Source organism: Johnsonella ignava ATCC 51276, assembly GCF_000235445.1.
Lineage (GTDB): Bacteria > Bacillota > Clostridia > Lachnospirales > Lachnospiraceae > Johnsonella > Johnsonella ignava.
On the sequence record NZ_JH378831.1, the window covers coordinates 110,519 to 133,384 of the forward strand.

The following is a 22,866-nucleotide window of genomic DNA, read 5'->3' on the forward strand; positions in this document are numbered from 1 at the left end:
AAGTCTATCTATGAGGTCTTATACATCATTTTTCATGCCCACTCCAGCAGTAAGTACAAAGTCTACATTCAGGCAATCCGATAGATTTAATTAAATCATCAAGTCTTTGATATCTAAGTGTAGTAAAATTCTGTTGTTTTCTTATTTTCTCAACCATCTCTCTGTAATTTCTGCTGTCAGGGTTCGCATAATCACACAAAAGTTCATCAGATACATCATCACCTTCACGTTCCCTTATAATACGCCTGGCAATAAGATCATAAGCTGAGGTCGAACGTGAGAAGTTCAGATATTTACATGGAAACATAACAGGAGGGCATGCAGGTCTTACATGAACATCTCTTGCACCGCTATGATACAAAAAATCCGTTGTTTCCCTAAGCTGAGTTCCTCTCACTATCGAATCGTCAATTAAAAGGAGATTTTTACCTCTTATAAGAGCCTCAACAGGTATCAGCTTCATCCTTGCCACAAGTTTTCTCTGGTCCTGCCTTGTAGGCATAAATGACCTGGGCCATGTAGGAGTATATTTTATAAACGGTCTTGCAAAAGATATCCCCGACTCATTTGCATATCCAATTGCATGTGCAGTTCCTGAATCGGGAACACCTGCAACTATGTCGGCAGAAACATCATCTCTGCCTGCAAGCAGACTTCCTGATATATAACGCATCTGTTCAACATTTCTGCCCTCATACGTGGCAGTCGGATAACCGTAATATACCCATAAAAATGCACATATACTCATATATTCACAGGGCAAAGCTATATCTTTTATACCGTCGGGATTTATAAATACGACCTCGGAGGGTCCAAGCTCACGGCAAAAAGTATACCCGAGATTTAAATAGGCATAACTTTCAAAGGTTACACAATATGCAGTATCTTTTCTGCCTATTATAAGCGGAGTCCTGCCGTTTTTATCTCTTGCGGCATATATACCTTGTGAAGTCATTATAAGCATGCTCATGGAGCCTTCTATAACCTCCTTTGCATACTCTATCCCCTCCTCTATGCTCGGTTTTCTGTTTATAAGAGCCGCTACAAGCTCTGTTTCATTTATACTGCCTCCGCTTTGTTCGAGAAAATATGTCATCCCCTCCTTATAAAGCCGTTTGACTATATTGTCTTTATTTGATATCTTACCTACTGTAGTCAGCGCAAAGCTTCCAAGATGCGACTGTATAAGAAGCGGCTGAGGGTCTTTATCAGATATACAGCCTATCCCCAGATTTCCATGCATATCTTCGACATCATATTCAAATTTAGTCCTGAAAGGGGAATTTTCTATATTATGTATAACTCTGTTAAAGCTTTTGCCATCACATACAGTCATCCCCCCTCTCTTTGTTCCGAGATGCGAATGATAGTCAACACCAAAAAAAAGATCCATAACACAGCTGTCCTTAGCCGCTACACCAAATATACCTCCCATTATATTGCATTACCTCAACTTATACTTACTAATTACCTGAAAAATAATTTGATATTACTTAAATAATAATTTAACTCTGTCAACAATGTTTTCAACACTGAATCCGAAATGCTTAAAAAGTTTATCCTGAGGAGCACTTGCACCGAAACTGTTCATAGCTATAACCTCCCCGTCAATTCCGGTATATCTTTCCCATCCAAATGACGAAAGTGCTTCAACCGCAATCCTTTTTCTTACAGAATTTGGAAGTATTTTTTCCTTATAAGCCTCATCCTGGGCATCAAATATATCGCTGCAAGGCATACTCACAACTCTGGCATCTATATTTTCTTCGTATAATTTTTCTGCTGCAAGCATCACAAGGTTTACCTCTGAACCTGAAGCCATTAATATAACATCAGGAGTTTCTTTTACCGAGTTCTTAATTATATAAGCACCCTTAAGTGCATCCTTTGAACTTCCCTTAAGCTGTACAAGATTTTGTCTGCTAAGTATTACAGCGGTCGGCGTACGCTTTGATGTTACTGCACTGTACCATGCTGCCGCAGTTTCAGTTGCATCAGCAGGTCTGAAAGCATTAAAATTTGGCATTGCACGAAGCATTGCAAGCTGCTCAACAGGCTCATGTGTCGGTCCGTCCTCACCCACACCTATTGAATCATGTGTAAAAATATATATAGACGGTATACCCATAAGTGATGCAAGCCTAAGCATGGGTTTTGTATAGTCTGAAAATACAAAAAATGTTGCACAATAAGGTCTTAAACCGCCGTGTAGCAATATTCCGTTTGTCTCTCCTGCCATGGCAAGTTCTCTCACTCCAAAATGAATATTTCTCCCTGTATAATTTCCTGCAAGGAAATCTCCCTCGCCGTTCATATATGATTTATTTGAAGGAGCCAGATCCGCCGAACCTCCTATAAGATTAGGCATTATATCTTTAAGCCTGTTCAGTATTGTCCCGGATATATTTCTTGTTGCCTGCGGTTTATCCTCATATTGCCAGAACTCATTTGCATCAAGCATTTTTGTATCCGCATCTGAATAAAATGCATCCCAAAGCCTGCGTTTATCCGGATATTTTTCAGAATATTTCTTAAATAATTCATTCCAGTTTTTTTCGTCTTCGGCTTTTTTCAGTCCTATATTTTTATAATGTAAATAAATTTCATCAGGCACTTCAAAGCTTTCTTTTATATCCCAGCCAAGATTTTTTCGCAGATCATTTACGTTTTCCAAACCAAGAGGCTCTCCGTGGGCACTTGCTTTTCCCTGTTTCTGGCTGCATCCGAAACCTATAACGGTATTTATCTTTATAAATGAAGGACGTGTTTTATCGGCTTTTGCCGCTTTTAATGCTTCTGCAAGTTCATCAAGATCATTGCCGTCTTTTACTTCAAATGTTCCGAATCCAAACGCTTCCATACGCTTCATAACATTTTCAGTAAAAGCAAGATCAGTTGAGCCTTCTATTGTTATATTATTCGAATCATAAAGAACTATAAGTTTATGAAGCCTGAGTGTTCCTGCATGTGAAAATGCCTCAGAGCTGATACCCTCCATAAGGCAGCCGTCGCCTCCAAGTACATATGTAAAATGATCAACAACCTCAAAGTCTTTTTCATTAAATACCGCAGACAAATGTGCTTCTGCCATTGCCATACCGACTGCCATTGCCATGCCTGCACCAAGCGGTCCTGTCGTGGCTTCTACGCCTATCGTATGTCCATATTCAGGATGTCCCGGAGTAGATGAGTTTAACTGTCTGAAATTTTTTAGATCTTTAATTGAAAGATTTCCATAGCCGAAAAGATGAAGCAATGAGTATAAAAGCATTGAACCATGCCCGCCTGAAAGTACAAATCTGTCCCGATCCTGCCAGCCGGGATTTTGCGGATTATGCTTCATATGATTTGCCCATAATTCATAGGCTATAGGAGCTGCACCTAGCGGAAATCCCGGATGACCGGAATTTGCATTCTGCACCGCATCTGCTGATAGTATCCTTATGGCGTTTACAGCTTTATTCTCAATGTTCATTTTTATCCTCCGTTATGTTAGATGTATTATAATAATATGCCTGCCTGTACAGACTGTATAAAATCAATAATATAATTGATTTATACTTTATATTTCATTGTCGCTGATATACTATGATATCATAAATAACAAGTTTTGTGTTCATTATTTTTGATTTTTATTACAATCTTAATATAAAATCAATTCCATATAATTTAGAATTTTATAGATTTAAATTTATAATTTTATATAAAAAGAATATAACCGGTAAGGTTGCTCAGGCCTTATCGGTTATATTCAAAAGTAAGAGGAAATTTCAATATGTGTAACACTGTGTATATCTTAAATCCGGACTGTATCCGGACAAAAGACCATATTTATTTTAAGCACCTTTTTACTGTTCTTTGCGTTGAATAATATCCAGGTGGTTAAAATCGCAATTAATTAAAGTTTAGCAAGCTCAGCACCTGCTGCCTTAAGTTTAGCCTCCGCCTCAGCATCAGGTGAGTTGTTTGCTATAACACCTTCTCCTGTAACAAGGCTTGCTCCCTTTGCAGTCATTCTATCCTGCCAGATTCTCATCCATTCTCCGTCGCCCCAGTCATATGAACCGAAAAGAAGAAGGGATTTTCCTGAAACTTTTCCTTCAATTGAAGCTACAAAAGGCTCAACCTCTGCATCTTCAAGTTCCTCGGCACCCATAGCAGGGCAACCGATAGCGAATCCCGGAAGCTTAAGAAGTTCATCTGCATTTGCATCGGAAACCTGTATAAGTTCCGCCTTTGCTCCTGCTTCCTCAACTCCTTTTGCAATCATTTTTGCCATAGCCTCGGTATTACCCGTCTGACTCCAGTAAACAATACTAACTTTCTCCATTTTGTTATTCTCCTTCTAGTTTGATTTACCTTGGAAAGCCTAAGCTTCCCTTATTTAAAAAGGTGCTTTAATATATAGCAATGCCAGAACCAATATTATTTAATAATGGCATTTATATTAATTTAAGACTTATACCGCAATCTCATATAACGTCCTGCCTGCAAGCCACTCATCAACAGCCTCTTCCTTTACTCTGTCAAAGATCTCAAATATCTTCAGGTTTGCTTCTAAGTCATCATAAACTTTCCAATATCCGCTAAACAGGAAATTTTTGCCACCGTTTTTTACGAAACCCTGTATATCGCACAGGGGATAGCACAGAAATAACCCTATCTCATGGGGAAATTCACCGTCCCTGTTGTAAAAGTCCGACATCCTTTTCCTCAGCCTGGAAAACAAATTTTCCAATCTCTCACCCTCATAACCGTACCTCCTTAAAAGTACAGCCGCCCCATCAGAACCAAGGTAATCAAGCAGCCCGTCTTTCCTGTATATAAATACAAGGTGTCTGCCCTTCTTTGAATATAATACAGATAAACAAAGCTTTGTCCTTAAAGCTAAATCAGCTAAAATTGACAGTTCATAATCCTTTGCAAAGAACATACCTGACTGCTTACAGCCTTTAAGTACAAGTGCCGACTTTATTAAAAGCCCCAGCTGCATCTTTATGTCCTCATTTCCATTCCTAAACAGCCTTACTGTTTTTGCTTTTATGGTATCAGACATTTCTTTATCTTCTCCTAAAATATTTTACCTTTATTGGTTAGGACTCGCTAACTATACCATCTAATTCCTAGTTTGTCAATAGGTTTTGGTAACTTTTTTTAATTTTTTTATTTTTAAATCAATTGTTCGCTATTGGTTTATTCACAATGTAGTAATTCTGCTACAAAAAAGCCCTCTTGATGTAAATCTTGAGGACTTTTTTTGTTTTGTATTAAATTTTTTATAAATTGTGAAATTTAATTAGGTATATAAGCACCGTTTTCATCTACACTATATCCGTCAGGAGTTTTTTCAGCCTTGAACATTGATCCAAGCGGACGGCTTCCCTGTATATGTTTATAATGCCACTCATTGTCCGAGCCAAGCTCCCATGTCGGGAACGGGGTATACGGATTAAAATAATACCATTTACCGCTTATATCATGCCATCCCTCAAACATCTTTCCGGTATCGGTTGCAAGATAATACCAGAATCCATCCTGCGAATCAAGATGCCAGCCTTTTTTAAGTGTACTGCGGCTGGTTCCCGAATAATAGTACCAACCTGAACCGTCATAGATCCAGCCCTGTCTTACAGGCGGATTATAACTTGTCGCTCCTCCACCTGAAGAACCTGAAGATCCTCCTCCTGAGCTTCTGCCGGTATTTGACGACACTCTTACACATTTTATTATATAACTGTTATAATTACCGCCTATAAGTACCTTGGATACCTCTCCATATTTAAAATTATTACCTGAATACTCCTGATTGGGACTTACCACATAACCTGCAGCCTGTGCACTTGTAAGCTGCAAATCATACCAGGTTTCACTGGCAGGCATATTTCCGGAGTCTATCTGGATAGTTTCATTTTGAAGATTAACATACCTTATTATGTACTTACCGGCAGGTACATTATCCGAAACTGATATACGTATCCTTTTTTCAGTAGTTAAATTGGCATCAGACGGTGTGGCTACATCAGGTATAAACCTGTATCTGATTCTGGCTTCAATTACAGCAGGTGCTGACGGTACTCCGGTTATAAGACCTGAACTGTCTATTGAAAGCTCTGAGGCTGATAAAGGTCCCGTGGTAAGCACTTCAATTCCTGACGCATCATCAGGCAGTTCAAATGTAACTGCTTGACTGAAGGCTATACCTGCAGTCGCATAGAATTGATCCTCATTTTTGATTCTTCCCTGATCATTTTCTTCTCGTATTTGCCGTCTGCTTCTTGCAAATACTGTCATAGGCAGAGCAGATAATACAAGTACGGTGATCAGTGCCATGATTCCTTTTCTTTTCATAGTAAGATAAACCCTCCATATAATTTTATTAAAAACAGCCGAACAGCACATATAAGCATATCCGCCTATAAACCTAAGTCGTCTCTAACTGTTACTGCTTTGAGAACAGTACCATTTTAATGAGGCAATAGCTTTTAAAGGTCATTCATGCTGTATTTAATATAGATTATACTATTTTATTAAACTTAATAATAGTAACAAATCTATTGCATTAATATTACGTTTATATAAACATGGTTTTTAATTTCACCGCTATACCGACATAACTCTACTTTAGCTGTTTAAAAAGCTTTATTTAAGCTCAAATACAGCCTTTACTGGCTCATGATCCGAAAAACTGAAACCTGTATTAAGATTCTCATATTTTATCATTTCTATATTTTCTGAAAATATAAAACCGTCAAGCGTTACGGTTTCACTCTCACCCTCAATAAATGGTCTTCCTGAATCCCTTGAAGTATTCCTGAGTGCAGATTTTTCATCTTCACCAAGTCTGTCCATAGCAAAATAAAAGCCTTCAGGAAGACTGCTTCTGGGAAAGGGATGTGTATAAGTTTCAAAATCTCCAACAGCACCCTCTTGTGCCTTAAGATTATGATTAAAATCGCCCCCACACAGTACATAATTTCCTTTTTTATATTCTTTTTCCATATCATTAAAAAGCTTTTTAATCTGTGCCGTCCTCACCTCATCACTATGCCCGTAAGCAGACATATGCAGATTTATTATAATTAATTTTTTCTCATTCTCTACAGGTACTGCCGATATACTGTAACATCTGTCAAGATCCAAAAATTTTGTAAATGAGGTTGATATAGGAAAACTTCTTCTTAATGCAGATTCAATTTTATATTTTGAGTATAATGCTATGCCTGATTTATTTTTTCCATGCGGCTGTGTAAGAGGATACATTAAAAATGCCGAATCATAATTTTGTGCAAAAGCCTTATAGTAATCATTAAATTTTTTACTGAATACTTCAAATTCATTTACATGCCAGCTTCTTGTACCGTCTATATCCATCTCCTGTATAAGTGCAAAATCCGGCTGCTGATTATAAGCATATTCTGCAGCTCCTCCGACAGCAGCTGTAACACTTTCTCTGCTTTTTGCCCACGAGCTTTTCCCTCCATCCATAAAAAAACTGAAATCAGGTGTATATGCACCAAATCCTATGTTATATGTAAAAGCGGTATAGTCGGTATTTTTCTTAAGCATATAATAAGCATTTGAAGCCGTGCCTGTAGCAGGTTCTTCTACATCAATCACTATATTATCAGGAAGTCTTTTATAACTTACAAATACATATAACAAATATATAGCTGTTACTGCAGCAATTCCTAAAACGGCAGTTAATATAATCTTTTTAATTTTCTTCATAAATGCAAAACCTTTTTTATAATGTAAAATCTTTTTTTATGCTTTATTATTTATTAAAATTAATTATTTTATTATCAGGATTGTTTTTTCCCGTGAAGCACATTTTCTATAAATTTTCCTATCTCATCCTTTAGTGAATTTCCTCCCTCTTCCCAAAACACCTTCATAGTTCTGCCTATTATATCGTCATTGGCGGCATTTACACGGCCCCAATCCTTAAACAGGTTAAAAAGCATATCAGGCGGCATACCTGTTAAATCACCTAAGGTCTTTATATTATTTTCCTGTAAAATATCAAAAACGACATTTATAAATTCTTTTCTTTCATCAGGTTTAAGCCTTGCAAGCCAATTTACTATTGTTTTGTTTAACAGTGAGGCTGATTTACCTATATCCTTCTCCCTTATAAATTTTGTTCTCTCAAGTTGCCAGTTACCGGCATCATGCTGTGCTATCCCCATATTTATACTTTTTACTACCGACACATCCTCATCATGCTCTAACAGCATACCTACAATGGAATCAGTCGGTATTATAGTTTCAATTCTGCTTACAATACTGTTATAATCATCTTCAGGAACCGATGAACGTGTAAAGCCGGGACCGTCGTTATTAAAAACTCTCCTGATCCTGTCTTTTACGTTTTTATCACAGTATATTGAAGCATAAACCGCAAGATTACCTCCCTTTGAATGACCGCCTACACGTATAACTTCATCTCCTGTACCTGCCGACTCATTTATATAGTCAACTGCCTTCTGTTGTGCAACAGTGCGTTTTGCAAAACTCATGGTAAAATTTTCACGCCACCCCGCTATTGTATCATCAGTACCGCTATATGCTATATAAAGGCTTTTATCATCAAGCTTCATTGAAACTGCACTAAATTGTGTCCCTTCATAGTCGCTGATATCTTCGATATAATTATAAAGAATTATTGCCCCGAATCTGCGTGATCTGCGTATATTTTTAAGTATTTCAAATGGAGTAACCATGTGAAGCCCTCTTTTTTCAATTTCTTTTTGTTTAAATGAACGCAAAAAGATCCCGGCTGCATCACGAAGTCTTATACCTCCCTCTTTATTTGCAGGCACTATACCTGAAAAATTTATATACGCAAGTTCAGCAAGTATCACATTATCAACTTCATTAAAAGCATCATTTGTAAATTTCAAATCGCCACGCCATTTTATATAATCAATTATATTTGCCATTCAATCTGCTCCTTTATATGATTTTTTAATGTCATTCCCATGACTTTATAATACCTATACTATAAAGAAATTTATCAGCCGTCAATATTTTATTTTTTTGTTTTTTTGATATAATACTCTTATAAAAAAGCAGAAAGGATTTATGTTTTGTAATGTATAATATACCTCCTAAGATTCATTTGGCATACCTTCCTACAAGGATTGACAAACTTAACAAAATCTCAACTGAATATGGCAAAAATATTTATATAAAAAGAGATGATCTCACCGGCATGGAATTATCCGGAAATAAAGTGCGTAAACTTGAATATTCAATAGCACAGGCACTAAAACTCAAGGCAGATACTCTTATAACCTGCGGTGCACTCCAGTCAAATCACTGCAGGGCAACAGCCGCCGCCGGTGCAAAACTCGGTCTTAAGACCGTACTTGTACTTAAAGACGGAGAAAAAACACCTCCGTCCGGCAATTATCTGCTTGATCTTATGCTTGATGCTGATGTACGTCTCATAAGTCCCCAGGATTATAAAAATGTTGACAAAATAATGGATAATATATGCAATGAGCTTAAGGCAAATGGACAAAACGGCTACATAATACCTATGGGAGCATCAAATGCCATAGGTATGTTCGGGTATATGGAAGCTATCAGGGAAATTCTTTCACAGGAAAAAGAGCTTGGTATACACTTTGATGCTATTGTGGATACGGTAGGCTCAACAGGTACATTTGCCGGACTTGTGCTCGGTAATGTCATATATAATGCCGGTTTTGATATCATAGGCTTTAGTGTAAGCGAAGAACGCAGTTATTTTCAAGAAGTAACCTATAACAATATAAAAGACTGCTGTAAATATATATCAAATGAAAATTATACACATACTCCGCAAAGCCTCGGAATCAAAAAGGAGGATTTTAATATAATAGATCTTTACAGGGGTGAAGGCTACGGCATCAATTCGCCTGATGATTTTAAGCTCATAAAACATCTTGCATCTAAAGAAGGGATATTTATAGATCCTGTATATACAGGTAAGGCATTTAAAGGCATGCTTTCAGAGATAAGACACTCACAGCTTAAAAATCCGGTAGGCAGCGATATACCAAAAGACGGAATTCATGCAGACTTTTCAAAATATGAAAATATTCTTTTTATACATACCGGCGGGCTGTTCGGATTATTTCCAAAAGCTGCCGAGATAGCCGACTGTATCCGATTTTAATAAAAATTCTCCGGAAGCTGAATTTATACCAAAAAGCCAAAGGCAATATAAAAATATAAAAGGGGATTAATTATGGACACTAAAACTTCACATTCATTTTCCGAATTTAAAAAAACAAAGGACTTTCTGCTCTGTGTCGACTCAGACGGATGTGTCATGGATACTATGGATATAAAGCATAAAAAATGCTTCGGTCCATGTTTTGTAGCAGAATGGCAACTTGAAAAATACAATGATGAAATGCTTGAGCGATGGAATGAAATAAACCTTTACTCTATGGACAGAGGAATAAATCGTTATAAAGGGCTTGAAATTATTTTAAATGAAATAAATGATAAATATATATCTGTTGAAGGACTTGAGGATTTAAGAAACTGGGTGTCAACTACCGGTGAATTTTCATTTAGTTCACTTGAGGCTGAAATTAAAAAAACTGACAGCCCATGCTTAAAAAAGGCTTCAAACTGGTCAAAGATGGTAAACAAATCAATACATGAGCTTGACGAAGACGAACTTCTTCCATTTGACGGAGTGCATGAAATACTTATGCCTGCAAAGTCTCTTGCCGACATAGCCATAGTTTCATCTGCAAATCCAGACGCAGTTCATAAGGAATGGACTAAGCACGGGCTCCTTGATGTGGTTGACATACTGCTTGCACAGGATGCGGGCACTAAATCATTCTGCATAAAAAGGCTGATGGAATTCGGATATGATAAAAAGCATGTACTGATGATAGGTGATGCACCCGGAGATATGTCAGCAGCGGAAGCAAATGGCGTATTTTTCTTTCCGGTACTTGCAGGCAGGGAAAAAGAAAGCTGGGCACAACTTGGAGACATAATAAAAAAATTTACATCAACCGGACTTAATGAACAGCTCCAAAAAGAACTTAAAGAAAAATTTATAAAGCATCTGACAAAATAAGAAAGTAGGAAATATATGAAACTTGCATCCGCACTTGCTGAAAGACAGGATCTTCAAAACCGACTCAATGAGCTTCAAAAAAGGCTTAATAACAATTCAAGAGTACAGGAGGGAGAGTCGCCTGCTGAAGATCCTCAAAATCTGCTTGATGAGCTTGACAGTATAATGACAAGACTTGAGGAACTTATAAAAAAGATAAATTTGACAAACAGCCTTACTATAATAAACAACATATCAATCACCGAACATCTTGCACACAGAGACTGTTTAAAACTTCGCCTTAATATAATGCGTTCTTTTCTTGAAAATGCGAGCGAGGTGGTTGACCGCTATTCACGCAAAGAAATAAAGATATATCCTTCAGTACCCGTAGCCAAACTGCAAAAGGAAGTTGACAGTATTTCAAAAGAAATCAGGCAAACCGATGAGATGATACAGGAACTTAACTGGACAACTATGCTGCTTGATTAGCAAATCTCCGACTGTATTAAATAAATATTTACAGGTATATTTAAAACAAAATTTTTTAAAAAATTAACGGGCTGGGCAACAGACTTTGTTGCTCAGCTCTTAATTTTGGAGTCTGCCGCCTTGTTAAATACATGAAATATACCAAATATAAACTATTATACTAATATTACGGATATTTCTTAAAATATTAAATACAATTTAAGTATAATTAAGATATGGCTAAGATTAAATAATATACAGGAAAAGTATATTAAGAATTATAATGCTATTATATATTTAAATAAAAATAAATAAGGGGGCAATAGTGTGAAAAATACTTTTCATCACTATTTATGCCGCAACCCGGCGGTGAAATGGAGATTAATATGAACGATAAAAAGACGGTTTTAATCAAAACGGACAAGCTATGTAAATCGTTTGTACAGGGCGATTTACAGGAAAATATTTTAAAAAATATTGATCTAGAGATATACTCTGATGATTTTACAGTGATTATGGGAGCCTCAGGTTCCGGTAAATCAACCTTGTTATATATGTTGTCGGGAATGGATAGACCGACATTGGGACATATATATTTTTCAGGCGATGAAATAGGCAGGAAAAATAACGAACAGCTGGCAATATTCAGAAGAAACAATTGCGGCTTTGTTTTTCAGCAGAGTAATTTAATAGAAACTTTAACAGTATTTGAAAATGTCGTTATAGCAGGGCTGCTTAAAGAGAAAAATATTGCCGAAATTGATAAAAAATCTAAAAAATTATTTTCAGATGTCGGAATATCCGAAGATCTTTATAAAAAAGATATTTTAAATATATCCGGAGGAGAAGCACAGAGGATTGCTATTGTTAGAGCTATGATTAATTCACCGAAAATAATATTTGCGGATGAACCTACAGGAGCTTTAAATTCAAAATCAGGAAAACAGGTTCTTGATCTGCTGACAAATTTGAATAAAGACGGACATTGTATAGTGATGGTTACACATGATATACATGCCGCACTTAGAGGAAGCAGAATACTTTATATAAAAGACGGTGTTATACACGGTGAGTGTATTTTGGGTGAATATAAAGAGGATATAAGTGAACGGATAAGTACGCTGGAAGCTTTTTTAGAAAGAATGGGGTGGTAATTATATATGAAAAAAAATTGGATTTTAGCACGTTCCATGATTTTAAAAAATATATATTCATCAATAGTCTATGTCATATTATCAATGATTTTAGCCTTTTTATGTAATAGTATTTTTTCTCTTGAAGATAATTTTAATACATTATTTTCTGCGGCGTTTAAGGATACAAACAGTGCTGACTGTGCAGAAGTAATACCGGCAGATTATTATAATATTAAAGAATATGATATAAGAAAGATGCTGAATGAGGATACAGATGTCAGTAATTATCAGGTGGAGGATGCTCTGCTTCTTTTAAATACGCAGTTAATTCATGAAAATCAGGAAACACAACTTTCCGGAGCATGGATGATTAGAAATTTTAACAGAGATACAAATCTATCTACAACTAAAATTCTTGAAGAATCGCAGGAAAAATATGAAGATCCTATATATATACCTTTTATATGTAAAAGCTTTTTTGGATTTAAGCTTGGAGACAGACTTGCTTTTAAACATAATAACAAAACTGCGACATACCATATTGCCGGATTTACAGAAAGTATCCTTTTCGGAAACAGAGGCACAATAGCTTTTGAACTGCCTGATAAAGCATTTAAGACTATGAATGAAGATTTCGTCGAAAAGAATGAAAACAGTAAAATAATACTAATAAAAACTCAAAACTTATCAATACATAAAAAACTTTTGAGTTTATTTAAGAATGTTCCTTATCTTAATTATGTCGACCGTATCAGTGCCGCTTTTACAATCAACGCTTCAATGAAAGTATATAAATACATTATGATTTTTTTTGCAGTTATAAATATAATAGTAGTTGCACTGATAATTAAATATAAAACACAAAGCAGTATTATAAACGGATATAAAAATATAGGAATTCTGAAAGCAATTGGATACAGATCTGACGAAATAAGTATTACATATGTGATTCAATACATATTTTTAAGCAGTTTAGGCTATATTACAGGGATAATTTTGTCATCAAAATTATATAACAGTATATTTAAATCTATAACTGCCGAAACGGGATTTCAATGGAAAAATAATATAAATCTTATAAGAATAATATGTTTTTTTATAATAAGTATATGTACGATAGCAATTTTAACATTTTTATCAGTAATAAAAACCAGAAAAGTATCTCCTGTCAAAGCACTGCATGGAATACTTGATGATGTTTTACACATTTCTAAAATATCATCAACAAAAGGAGTGCTGTACCCTAATTTCATAATTGCATGGAAACTTTTTTGCAAAAGAAAAAAACAAAATACGGTTTTGATAATAATTATTTCACTGTCTGTACTTGCAGCTTCATTCTGTTTAACATTATATGCGAATATTGTAGAAAACAAAAAGCTCGGACTTAAGCAGATAAGTGGAATGGAAAATTTTTCAATCATTCTTCAACTAACGGATACAGCAGATATAGAACAATCTGTAAAAAAAATAAAAGACATAAATGATGTAAAACAAGTTGTAAAAGCGATAGGTCCCGGAGGTTCCGTACTTTTTTGTGATGATAAAATCAATGCAAGGACTACAGTTTATGATGATTATGAAAAAATTGAAAAGGTAGGACTTTATAAAGGCAGATATCCCATTCACGAAAATGAAGTTGTAATTTCAGCTGCCCTGTCTGATATGCTAAAAAAAAGTGAAGGCGATTTTATAACTATAAAGAATGAATTGCAGGAAAATTGCAATATCGGTGAGTATATAATAACAGGCATAACTCAGGGAAGTTATACAGGAGGAATAGATATCGCACTTACATTTGACGGTATCAGACAGATTGACAAAAATGCCGGATGGCAGACTGTCTATATATACACATCTGAAGAAAAAAATATAGATAAAGTTATTGAAGATATAAAACAAGTTTGTGGTAAAGATATTACATACATAGATAATTTCCAAAATATATTTAATAAACAGTTTGAATCGGTAACGGAAAATATTTCAAATTTGATTATACTTGTACTGCTCTTAAGTATATGCATTATCTCAGTCATAATATTTTTAGTCGCTCAAACTACACTGCTTAGTAATACTTATATGTTCGGTATTTTAAAAGCAATCGGATTTAAAACAATACAGATAATATATCAGGCTATGGCAAGTATGCTTCCGATTGTAATATTCGGAAGTTTAGGAGGATATATATTATCGAAGTTTTTTACTGATATTATAATCACTTTAATGCTGAATAAAATGGGAGTATATAAAGTAAATTTTTTATCACCCGATGTATATATATCAGGCTTTGTGTGCCTGCTGTGTATAGTTTCATCCATAGTATCAGTTTTAACCTTATGGAAATTGAAAAACGAGACGCCGATTTCAGTTATTAAACGAAAAGAATAGTACGATACTGACAATATCGCTTTAATCCCGATATTGTCAGTATTGTTTTTGGTCTTTACACTGTTCTTTCGCCTGTCTATATAACAATTATAATCTATCTACGGAACATCAATAATATCAATAATATTAAGCAAGAGGTATATATATATTTATACAAAACCTGCCTTCCTCTTTTGAAGCAAAAAGTTTTCCTCCCATTTTCTCAATAAGGCTCTTACTTATATACATCCCCAGCCCTGTCCCTATATGTCCCTTTGAATTTTTACCTCTGTAAAATTTTTGAGTTATCAAGTCTATATCCTCATCACTTATAGTATTACCAGAATCTGATATACTTACTTTAAGATATTTATCAATACATTCAGATTTAACAATAATAGGTGTATTTGCATACTTATATGAATTGTTAATAATATTATCAAAGATCTGCAGCGCTTTATTTTTATCCAGTTTTATAAGGCAGGGAACTATTGAAAAAGGAAGTATATAATTTTTATAATCAGCACTTTTTATAATACCTGATATAATCTCACTGGATTCCTCACAAACAAATACTTCCCATTCATCCAGTTCTTCCAAGGTTGTATGCAGCAGATTCTCTGCCAATAAATTTATCTGTTCCGCCTTTGTAATAACGGCAAATAACTTACTTCTTTTATCATCGTTTTCCTCCTGCACTGACAATAACTCAGCCACTGCTTTTATTGAAGCAACCGGTGTTTTTATATCATGACTCAAAGATGCTATCAGTTCTTTATTTTTCTTTTTTAACAAAATCTCATTGTTTTTAGAGATAAAAAGACTCTCTCTTAATGTATTAAAGCTGTCCGCAAAATCTCCAATAATACCTTCAGTTTCTACAATAAGCGGCATTTCCAAATTTCCGCTTATAATATGATCCACATTTTTTTTGATTTTATATATAGGTTTTAAGAATCTTTTTGAAATAATAAATAAAAATACACTAATCACAACAGCTGACATTACCATAAATATAAAACAAAAAAGTTTCAATTGCCTATATTTATTAGTGTATATCTGCTTATCATTATTTATAAATACGATTTTTCCGACTGTAACATTATTTTTATTAACATCTACAATCACATCTTTATTTTTTAGATGAACTGACATATTATTATCCGGTTTAAAATCTTTTGAGGATTTTAAAATAATCTCATTATTGTTATCAATAATAAAAAAATCATTTTCTATATCTTTTATTTCCGTGAATGTATTATCTTTTATCGACTCCCAGTTGTTTTGAACAATTTTTATAATATGATTAATTTCAACATAGCTTTTTGAGGTTTTAACATCCGTCGGAATACATAATACAGAAATACATACCGCTAAATATAATATATAGAAAAATATAACTTTTTTCATATCTTATCCTTTATCATAAAGCATATATCCGATACCCCATACCGTTTTAAACAGTTTTGGATTGTCGGGATCTGTTTCAAATTTATCTCTGAGATAATGTATATGCACATTTAAAGTATTATCTCCTGTAAATGTATTATCCCAAACATTTTGAAACAGTTCCTCTTTTGGAATTGTCCGTCCTTTATTTTTAATGAAATAAAACAGCAACTTTTTTTCCATACTCTTTAATTTTATCTCATTATCCGCCTCATATACAGTTTCATTTTTTAAATCAACTGTACATTTCCCAAGTTTAATAATTTCTTCAACAGTCTCAGGATAATATCGTTTTAAAACAACTTTTATCTTAGCCGTTAAATAATTTAATGAGTATGGTTTTTGTATGTAATCATCACCTCCGATATGTAGTGCAAGTACCTTATCATCATCACTGCTTCTGGCACTTATAAATATAAGAGGCACATTGCTTATATCTCTTATTTTCTTACATAATTCAAATCCTGAATCTTTATGCAAATTAATATCCAATAAAATTAATCTGATTGTATGTTCATTTATTATATCAATGCACTCTTGTGTTGTTTGAGCAGTAATAGTTTTAATTCCGAATAAATTTAAATATTCACCTGTACTTTCCAGTAATGTCTTTTCATCATCTACAATCAAACAGTCAAATGTCATAATTAAATATTCTTTCTATTAATTTTTTCGTCCTTTCGTCTTAATAATGATTCCATTATATACAAAGATTTAATTTTATGCTATACTCTTACGCAGGTTTAAATATAAATTTAACAGCATAAAATATGTGGTAGTCAAGCAAGGCGTGTGAAAAATCCGTCGTATAAAAATATCATGACCTGTACTAAGGCTTTGGCTTTTTTACCTGTTCAATGAGATTTTTAAAAGACAAATATTCAAATACTAAACTATGCAGGGTACATAGTATTTTCACATTTATACCCCGCACATTTACAACAGTATTTTTATTTTTATAATTACTACCTTTCACAGTTTGTATGATGAGGGCGGGGATGGGGATATTAATGCCGTAATTTAACCTATAAAAAGTTCAAAAATACTAATTCTAAAACTAATTAAGCGGCTGCATAAAAAGTATATCATCATTTAAAAATGATTTAATCTCTCCTTTTATAAATTGATTTAACCCTCCTTCAAAGTACGGAACTGCCACTTTCAGATACTCTCTTGTATGACCTGAAATATATCTTTTTTGATTAATCTCTATTATTTCCTCACTTAATATTTCATTCATTTGCCCTATATATTTTTTTCTGAAATCACGGCTGTTTTTCCTGTTTATCTCTGAAAGAGCCAAAGCACGGGATGATTTTTCCTTATGCGTAAGCTGATCTGGCATATTCGCCGCCTTAGTACCCTCTCTTATTGAAAAAGGAAATATATGCATCTCATAAAATCCTATTTTATCCACAAATTCCCTGCTTATGTTAAACTCTTCTTCACTCTCACCCGGAAATCCTACTATTATATCGGTGGTAATTGCAGGATTTTTATAATACTTTCTTATTATCTCTACTCCATTTATAAAATCTTTGCTGTCATATTGCCGATTCATGCGCCTAAGCACACTGTCGCAGCCACTTTGTAGCGACAGGTGAAAATGCGGGCAAAACTGAGGGATTTTTTTTAAGCCTGAAACAAAAACATCACTTATTATCCTGGGTTCCAATGAACCTACCCTTACTCTCTCAACTCCTTCCACACCTGCAACCCTGCTTACAAGTTCAAGCAGATGTTCTTTTTTGTCAATATCCACTCCGTATGATGATAGATGTATGCCTGTAAGCACCATCTCTTTATAACCGTTTTTTGCAAGACTTTCAACCTCAGCCATAATGCTTTGCATGCTTCGGCTCCTTATCCTGCCTCTGGTATACGGTATTATACAATAAGTGCAAAACTGGTTGCAGCCGTCCTGTACTTTTATAAAAGACCTTGTGTGTTTTCCGAGTTTTGATACTCCAAAATCCTCATATTCACATTTTTTGTTTATATCTATGACATTTTCATCATTATTAATCCCTGAAAATACCGGTTTAATTCCGGCAATTGTTTTATCCGCTGAAACTTCCGTTTTTTTATTGTTTTTATCAGAAACAGTATCTGTTTTTACACCTGTAATCTTATCGGTAAAATCAGCCGTTTTTAATTCTATACCGTCATCGGTAAAATCGGCTGTTTTAAGATCCGGTTCATTATATATACTGTCAAAGTATTTATTTATAATTAATGCTATATCTTTCTTTTTATTATTTCCGACTATTATATCTATATTACAGTCTTTTTTCAGCTTTTGCGCCCCTGACTGTACATAACAGCCTGCCGCTACAACTATTGAATCCGGATTTTCTTTTTTTGCCTTATGCAGAATCTGACGTGATTTTCTGTCGGCTATATTTGTAACCGAGCATGTATTTATTATATATACATCAGCTCTGTCATTAAAATCTACCAAAGTGTATCCTGCATCACTCATAATTCGCTGCATTGCTTCGGTTTCATATATATTTACTTTACATCCCAATGTATGGAAAGCAACCTTTCTCATAAAATCTCCTTGACTTTAATCCAATTTATATGTAGGATATATTTAGCGAATGCTTTTAGCATTTCAACTGAAATTTCAGCTTTATAACAGCAGTATCCAGTACCTTTACTCCGTTATAATTCACTTTATTTTAGCAATATTATTTATTAAAATACTTAAATATTATAATTCACTAAGGAGGAATTATTTTTATGAAAACTATACGCATTTCATTAAACTCTATTGATAAGGTTAAGTCATTTGTAAATGACCTGTCTCAGTTTAATGTTGATTTTGACCTTGTATCGGGAAGGTATGTAATTGATGCCAAGTCAATTATGGGTATATTCAGTCTTGATCTTTCAAAGCCGATTGACTTAAATATACATGCCGATAATGACGTTGATCATATTATTGAAGTTCTAAAACCCTATATATACGAGTAATTACCGCTTTTATATATAAGTGTCTTAGTTTGTGTTCCGTAAGTTCCGGATGATATGAATCAATTTATTTGTCCCGGTTTGTTATACAGTATTATACTTTCTTTATACTGTACTATGCTGTGGTATTTTGACCGGATTATGTCAAAACATGTAAATTGTACTTACATATTATGCATCATGCTGACAGCCGCATAGCTGCGGATTTGACTTAATAATGTCAAAGCCGCAGCTTTATTTTGCACTGCACAGTATTCTTTCTTTTGTATCTACTGCCGATTTTATAAGGTCATCTATTTTTTCTGACAATTTTTTCTCAGATTCAAGTATTTTTTCCAGCTGCGGCTTTGTTACAGGGTGTTTTGCTACAAAGATTGTACAACAATCCTCATACGGTTCTATTGATGTCTCAAATGTACCTATTTTTTGTGCAACAGTTATAATCTCCTGCTTATCAAAACCTATAAGCGGTCTGAATACAGGCATCTCACATACATTGTCAGTTACTGCAAGCGAATGTACGGTCTGACTTGCCACCTGCCCTACACTTTCTCCTGTTATAAGTGCAAGATCTCCATTTGTTTTTGCTATCTGCTGTGCAATTTTCATCATATAGCGTCTCATAATTATAGTCAGTTCATCATGTGGACATTTTTCATATATATACAACTGTATATCAGTAAAATTAATTATATTCAGATTAATAACACCTGTATAGCGTGCCATTGTCCGTGCCAATTCTATTACCTTAATCTTTGCCCTTTCAGAAGTATATGGCGGTGCATGGAAATAAACAGCCTCTATTTTTACACCTCTCTTTGCTATCATATAGCCGGCAACCGGTGAATCTATACCGCCTGAAAGAAGCAGCATAGCCTTTCCGTTAGTTCCTACAGGCATACCTCCGGGTCCGGGCAGAGACAGTGAATAAATATTTATATGATTCCTTATCTCAACCTTAATAAGTACATCAGGCTTGTGTACATCAACTCTCGTTTCACAAAATGTCTCAAGTATAGCCTCTCCAAGAAGTGCATTCAGCTGCTCCGATGTTTTTTCATAGCTTTTATCAGCCCTCTTGGTATCAACTTTAAAGCTTACCGCCTTATCCGGATATGCCCTGTCAAAATATTCTATTACCGCCTTTTTAAGATTTTCAAAATCCTTTGACTCAATTCTTACAACCGGACATACGGCAACTATACCAAAAACTCTACATAATGCATCTATAACATCTTCATCATCATAGCAATCATCATCGGCATCTACATATATTCTGCCCAGCTCCCTGCTTACTCTGAAATCACAGGAAAGCGGCTTTAAAGCAATTCTTATCTGCTTCATAAGTGCATCTTCAAATTTATATCTGTTTTTACCTTTTACACCTATCTCTCCATATTTTATTAAAAATGATGTATACTTCATACTAATTAAGACCTTTACTTAAATTTTTTTAATAGCGGAATCAATTCATTAAAATTTCTTAAAAAATAATCCGCCTCGGATACAGTATTATATTCGGAAAATGAAAGTCTTATAGTCGAAAAAGCTTCTTCATCGCTAAGCCCTATCGCCTTCAAAGTTTTAGATACTCTTGGATGATTTGAAGAACAGGCTGAACCGCTTGAAAAATATATATTCTTCGCCTCAAACGCATGTAAAAGCACTTCACTTTTTATGCCCTGTACCGTGATACTGAGTACATGCGGAGCTGACAAAAGACCCTTTTGCGAGTTTACTTTTACTCCTTCTAAATCTTTTATATTATCAATTATATAGTCTTTAATATCCGTTATTTTTTTGATTTTACTGTCAAAATCGGTATATGCACTGCGAGCCGCCTCTCCCATAGCCGCAATGCCGGGCGTATTAATTGTTCCGCTCCTAAGCCCTCTTTGCTGTCCTCCGCCAAATACTATGGGCTTTAGTCTAATATTTTCATTTACATATAAAAACCCTACCCCTTTAGGACCATGCAGCTTATGACCGCTGGCACTTAAAAGATCTATCCCCTTTTTTTTAGGGTAAATCTTATATTTACCGTATGCCTGTATAGCATCTGCATGAAATATAATTTTAGGATTTGCTTTCTTTATAATGCCTGAAATCTCATCAGCAGGTTCAACCGCTCCCACTTCATTATTTACAAGCATTATAGATACAAGTATTGTGTCTTTCCTTATGCAGTCTTTAAGCTCCTCTAAATCTATATGTCCCAATCCGTCAGTCTTAAGCACACTTATCTCAAAGCCCTCTTCCTTTAAATATGCAAGCGGCTCATATACAGAGGCATGTTCAATCGAGGAGGTTATAATATGCTTTCCGGATCTTTTATATGCCTGTGCTGCACCTATCAGTGCCATATTGTTTGATTCAGTCCCTCCCGAAGTAAACACTATCTCCTTGGGATTTACCTTCATAGTTTCCGCCACAGTCTGTGCGGCATCTTTATAATAATTTTCAGCTTCAATTCCCATTATATGCTTTGCTGACGGATTTGCATAATCCTCTTCCATAGTTTTTTTCATAATATCAACTACGGATTTTGCAGTCTGTGTTGAAGCGGCATTATCAAAATAAACTCTCATATATTCAAATTCCTTTATATTATAATTATAGCAGGCAAGATTCATACATAACTCCAGCTTATTAAGCATCAAGATAAAGCATTATTGCGGACAGTACTGCAAGTCCTGCAGTTTCAGTCCTTAATATACGCTTCCCAAGCATTAAAGAATTAAAGCCTGCATCTATTGCAGCCTCAACCTCGGATTCCTCAAATCCGCCCTCAGGACCTATAAAAACCGCTATATCTTCATCTTCTGATATTTTCTTTAAAAATATATCAAGCCTGCCTTTTCTTCTTTCAAGCTCATAAGGTATAAGCTTATGCTTAAAGTCCTTAGTATACTCAAGTACATTTTTAAAATCAAGCGGTTTATTTACATAAGGGATTATATTTCTTTTTGACTGCTGTGCGGCACTTTTGGCTATCGCATTCCATCTCTCAAACCTTTGTAAAGTTTTTTTTGCATCAAGTTTTACCACAACCCTGTTTGTAATAACCGGCACAATCTCGCTTACACCAAGCTCGACAGCTTTTTGTATTATGAAATCCATCTTATCCAATTTCGGAAGTGCCTGAAAAAGCACTATCCTGTTAGGCAGTTCTCTTACATCTTCATTCTCTTCTTTTATTTCAAGATATACACGGTCTTTTTGAATCTTCTCTATAACACATAAATATTCCCAATCACCGCCGGTATTTATAATCAGCTTTTCACCTTCCCTCATACGCAGAACCTTTGAGATATGTCTTGCATCTGCACCCTCTATAACTGCTTTTTTTTCCTGTATACAGGACGGGTTTACAAAAAAATGATACATAAAAATAAA

19 protein-coding genes are annotated in these 22,866 nt (G+C 34.8%); 6 read left to right on the plus strand and 13 right to left on the minus strand.

Going from position 1 to position 22,866, the window contains the following annotated elements; genetic code table 11:
* Positions 1-25 precede the first annotated feature (25 nt).
* The 7 genes from HMPREF9333_RS04960 to HMPREF9333_RS04990 all read right to left on the minus strand — a co-directional run bounded on the left by HMPREF9333_RS04960 (position 26) and on the right by HMPREF9333_RS04990 (position 8,942).
* Positions 26-1,435 carry an amidophosphoribosyltransferase gene (locus tag HMPREF9333_RS04960; protein ID WP_005540284.1) on the minus strand — a complete coding sequence of 470 codons (1,410 nt, stop codon included), beginning with the start codon at positions 1,433-1,435 and terminating at the stop codon, positions 26-28.
* Between the two features lie 54 nt (positions 1,436-1,489).
* On the minus strand, positions 1,490-3,475 hold the full coding sequence (tkt, locus tag HMPREF9333_RS04965; RefSeq protein WP_005540286.1) for a transketolase: 1,986 nt from the start codon (positions 3,473-3,475) through the stop codon (positions 1,490-1,492).
* A 423-nt stretch (positions 3,476-3,898) separates the two neighbouring features.
* Positions 3,899-4,330 carry a flavodoxin gene (locus HMPREF9333_RS04970; protein ID WP_005540288.1) on the minus strand — a complete coding sequence of 144 codons (432 nt, stop codon included), beginning with the start codon at positions 4,328-4,330 and terminating at the stop codon, positions 3,899-3,901.
* Between the two features lie 129 nt (positions 4,331-4,459).
* Positions 4,460-5,056, minus strand: coding sequence for a DUF3793 family protein (locus tag HMPREF9333_RS04975; RefSeq protein WP_005540289.1), 597 nt, complete (start codon positions 5,054-5,056; stop codon positions 4,460-4,462).
* A gap of 236 nt (positions 5,057-5,292) precedes the next feature.
* Positions 5,293-6,348: a hypothetical protein gene (locus HMPREF9333_RS12195; RefSeq protein WP_156797278.1), complete on the minus strand. Its 1,056-nt coding sequence runs from the start codon at positions 6,346-6,348 to the stop codon at positions 5,293-5,295.
* Positions 6,349-6,639: 291 nt separating this feature from the next.
* Positions 6,640-7,728 carry an endonuclease/exonuclease/phosphatase family protein gene (locus HMPREF9333_RS04985; RefSeq protein ID WP_005540293.1) on the minus strand — a complete coding sequence of 363 codons (1,089 nt, stop codon included), beginning with the start codon at positions 7,726-7,728 and terminating at the stop codon, positions 6,640-6,642.
* A gap of 74 nt (positions 7,729-7,802) precedes the next feature.
* On the minus strand, positions 7,803-8,942 hold the full coding sequence (locus HMPREF9333_RS04990) for an Mbeg1-like protein (RefSeq protein WP_005540294.1): 1,140 nt from the start codon (positions 8,940-8,942) through the stop codon (positions 7,803-7,805).
* 152 nt (positions 8,943-9,094) lie between these two features.
* Here HMPREF9333_RS04990 and HMPREF9333_RS04995 point away from each other — a divergent pair, with 152 nt between their 5' ends.
* The 5 genes from HMPREF9333_RS04995 (at position 9,095) to HMPREF9333_RS05015 (ending at position 15,066) form a co-directional block, all read left to right on the plus strand.
* Complete coding sequence (locus HMPREF9333_RS04995) at positions 9,095-10,165, plus strand: D-cysteine desulfhydrase family protein (protein WP_005540296.1); 1,071 nt, start codon at positions 9,095-9,097, stop codon at positions 10,163-10,165.
* A gap of 72 nt (positions 10,166-10,237) precedes the next feature.
* Positions 10,238-11,092, plus strand: a complete 855-nt coding sequence (locus HMPREF9333_RS05000; protein ID WP_005540297.1) for an HAD family hydrolase — start codon at positions 10,238-10,240, stop codon at positions 11,090-11,092.
* 15 nt (positions 11,093-11,107) lie between these two features.
* Complete coding sequence (locus HMPREF9333_RS05005) at positions 11,108-11,563, plus strand: DIP1984 family protein (protein ID WP_005540299.1); 456 nt, start codon at positions 11,108-11,110, stop codon at positions 11,561-11,563.
* Positions 11,564-11,928: 365 nt separating this feature from the next.
* A complete protein-coding gene (locus tag HMPREF9333_RS05010) occupies positions 11,929-12,696 on the plus strand; it encodes an ABC transporter ATP-binding protein (RefSeq protein ID WP_156797279.1) in 768 nt (255 codons plus the stop codon).
* Positions 12,697-12,702: 6 nt separating this feature from the next.
* On the plus strand, positions 12,703-15,066 hold the full coding sequence (locus HMPREF9333_RS05015; protein ID WP_040882309.1) for an FtsX-like permease family protein: 2,364 nt from the start codon (positions 12,703-12,705) through the stop codon (positions 15,064-15,066).
* Positions 15,067-15,192: 126 nt separating this feature from the next.
* Here HMPREF9333_RS05015 and HMPREF9333_RS05020 read toward each other — a convergent pair whose 3' ends face one another.
* The 3 genes from HMPREF9333_RS05020 to mtaB all read right to left on the minus strand — a co-directional run bounded on the left by HMPREF9333_RS05020 (position 15,193) and on the right by mtaB (position 19,048).
* Positions 15,193-16,455, minus strand: a complete 1,263-nt coding sequence (locus HMPREF9333_RS05020) for a HAMP domain-containing sensor histidine kinase (RefSeq protein ID WP_005540304.1) — start codon at positions 16,453-16,455, stop codon at positions 15,193-15,195.
* Positions 16,456-16,458: 3 nt separating this feature from the next.
* A complete protein-coding gene (locus HMPREF9333_RS05025; protein ID WP_005540306.1) occupies positions 16,459-17,139 on the minus strand; it encodes a response regulator transcription factor in 681 nt (226 codons plus the stop codon).
* A 412-nt stretch (positions 17,140-17,551) separates the two neighbouring features.
* Positions 17,552-19,048, minus strand: a complete 1,497-nt coding sequence (gene mtaB / locus HMPREF9333_RS05030; protein WP_005540308.1) for a tRNA (N(6)-L-threonylcarbamoyladenosine(37)-C(2))-methylthiotransferase MtaB — start codon at positions 19,046-19,048, stop codon at positions 17,552-17,554.
* A gap of 191 nt (positions 19,049-19,239) precedes the next feature.
* Here mtaB and HMPREF9333_RS05035 point away from each other — a divergent pair, with 191 nt between their 5' ends.
* Positions 19,240-19,473, plus strand: a complete 234-nt coding sequence (locus HMPREF9333_RS05035; protein WP_005540310.1) for an HPr family phosphocarrier protein — start codon at positions 19,240-19,242, stop codon at positions 19,471-19,473.
* A gap of 231 nt (positions 19,474-19,704) precedes the next feature.
* On the opposite strand, the gene thiI is transcribed toward HMPREF9333_RS05035, so the two are convergent.
* From thiI to HMPREF9333_RS05050, 3 genes are all read right to left on the minus strand, one after another.
* A complete protein-coding gene (thiI, locus tag HMPREF9333_RS05040) occupies positions 19,705-20,895 on the minus strand; it encodes a tRNA uracil 4-sulfurtransferase ThiI (RefSeq protein ID WP_005540312.1) in 1,191 nt (396 codons plus the stop codon).
* Positions 20,896-20,909: 14 nt separating this feature from the next.
* Positions 20,910-22,058, minus strand: a complete 1,149-nt coding sequence (locus HMPREF9333_RS05045; RefSeq protein WP_040882379.1) for a cysteine desulfurase family protein — start codon at positions 22,056-22,058, stop codon at positions 20,910-20,912.
* A gap of 61 nt (positions 22,059-22,119) precedes the next feature.
* A complete protein-coding gene (locus HMPREF9333_RS05050; protein ID WP_005540316.1) occupies positions 22,120-22,857 on the minus strand; it encodes a 16S rRNA (uracil(1498)-N(3))-methyltransferase in 738 nt (245 codons plus the stop codon).
* Positions 22,858-22,866 lie beyond the last annotated feature (9 nt).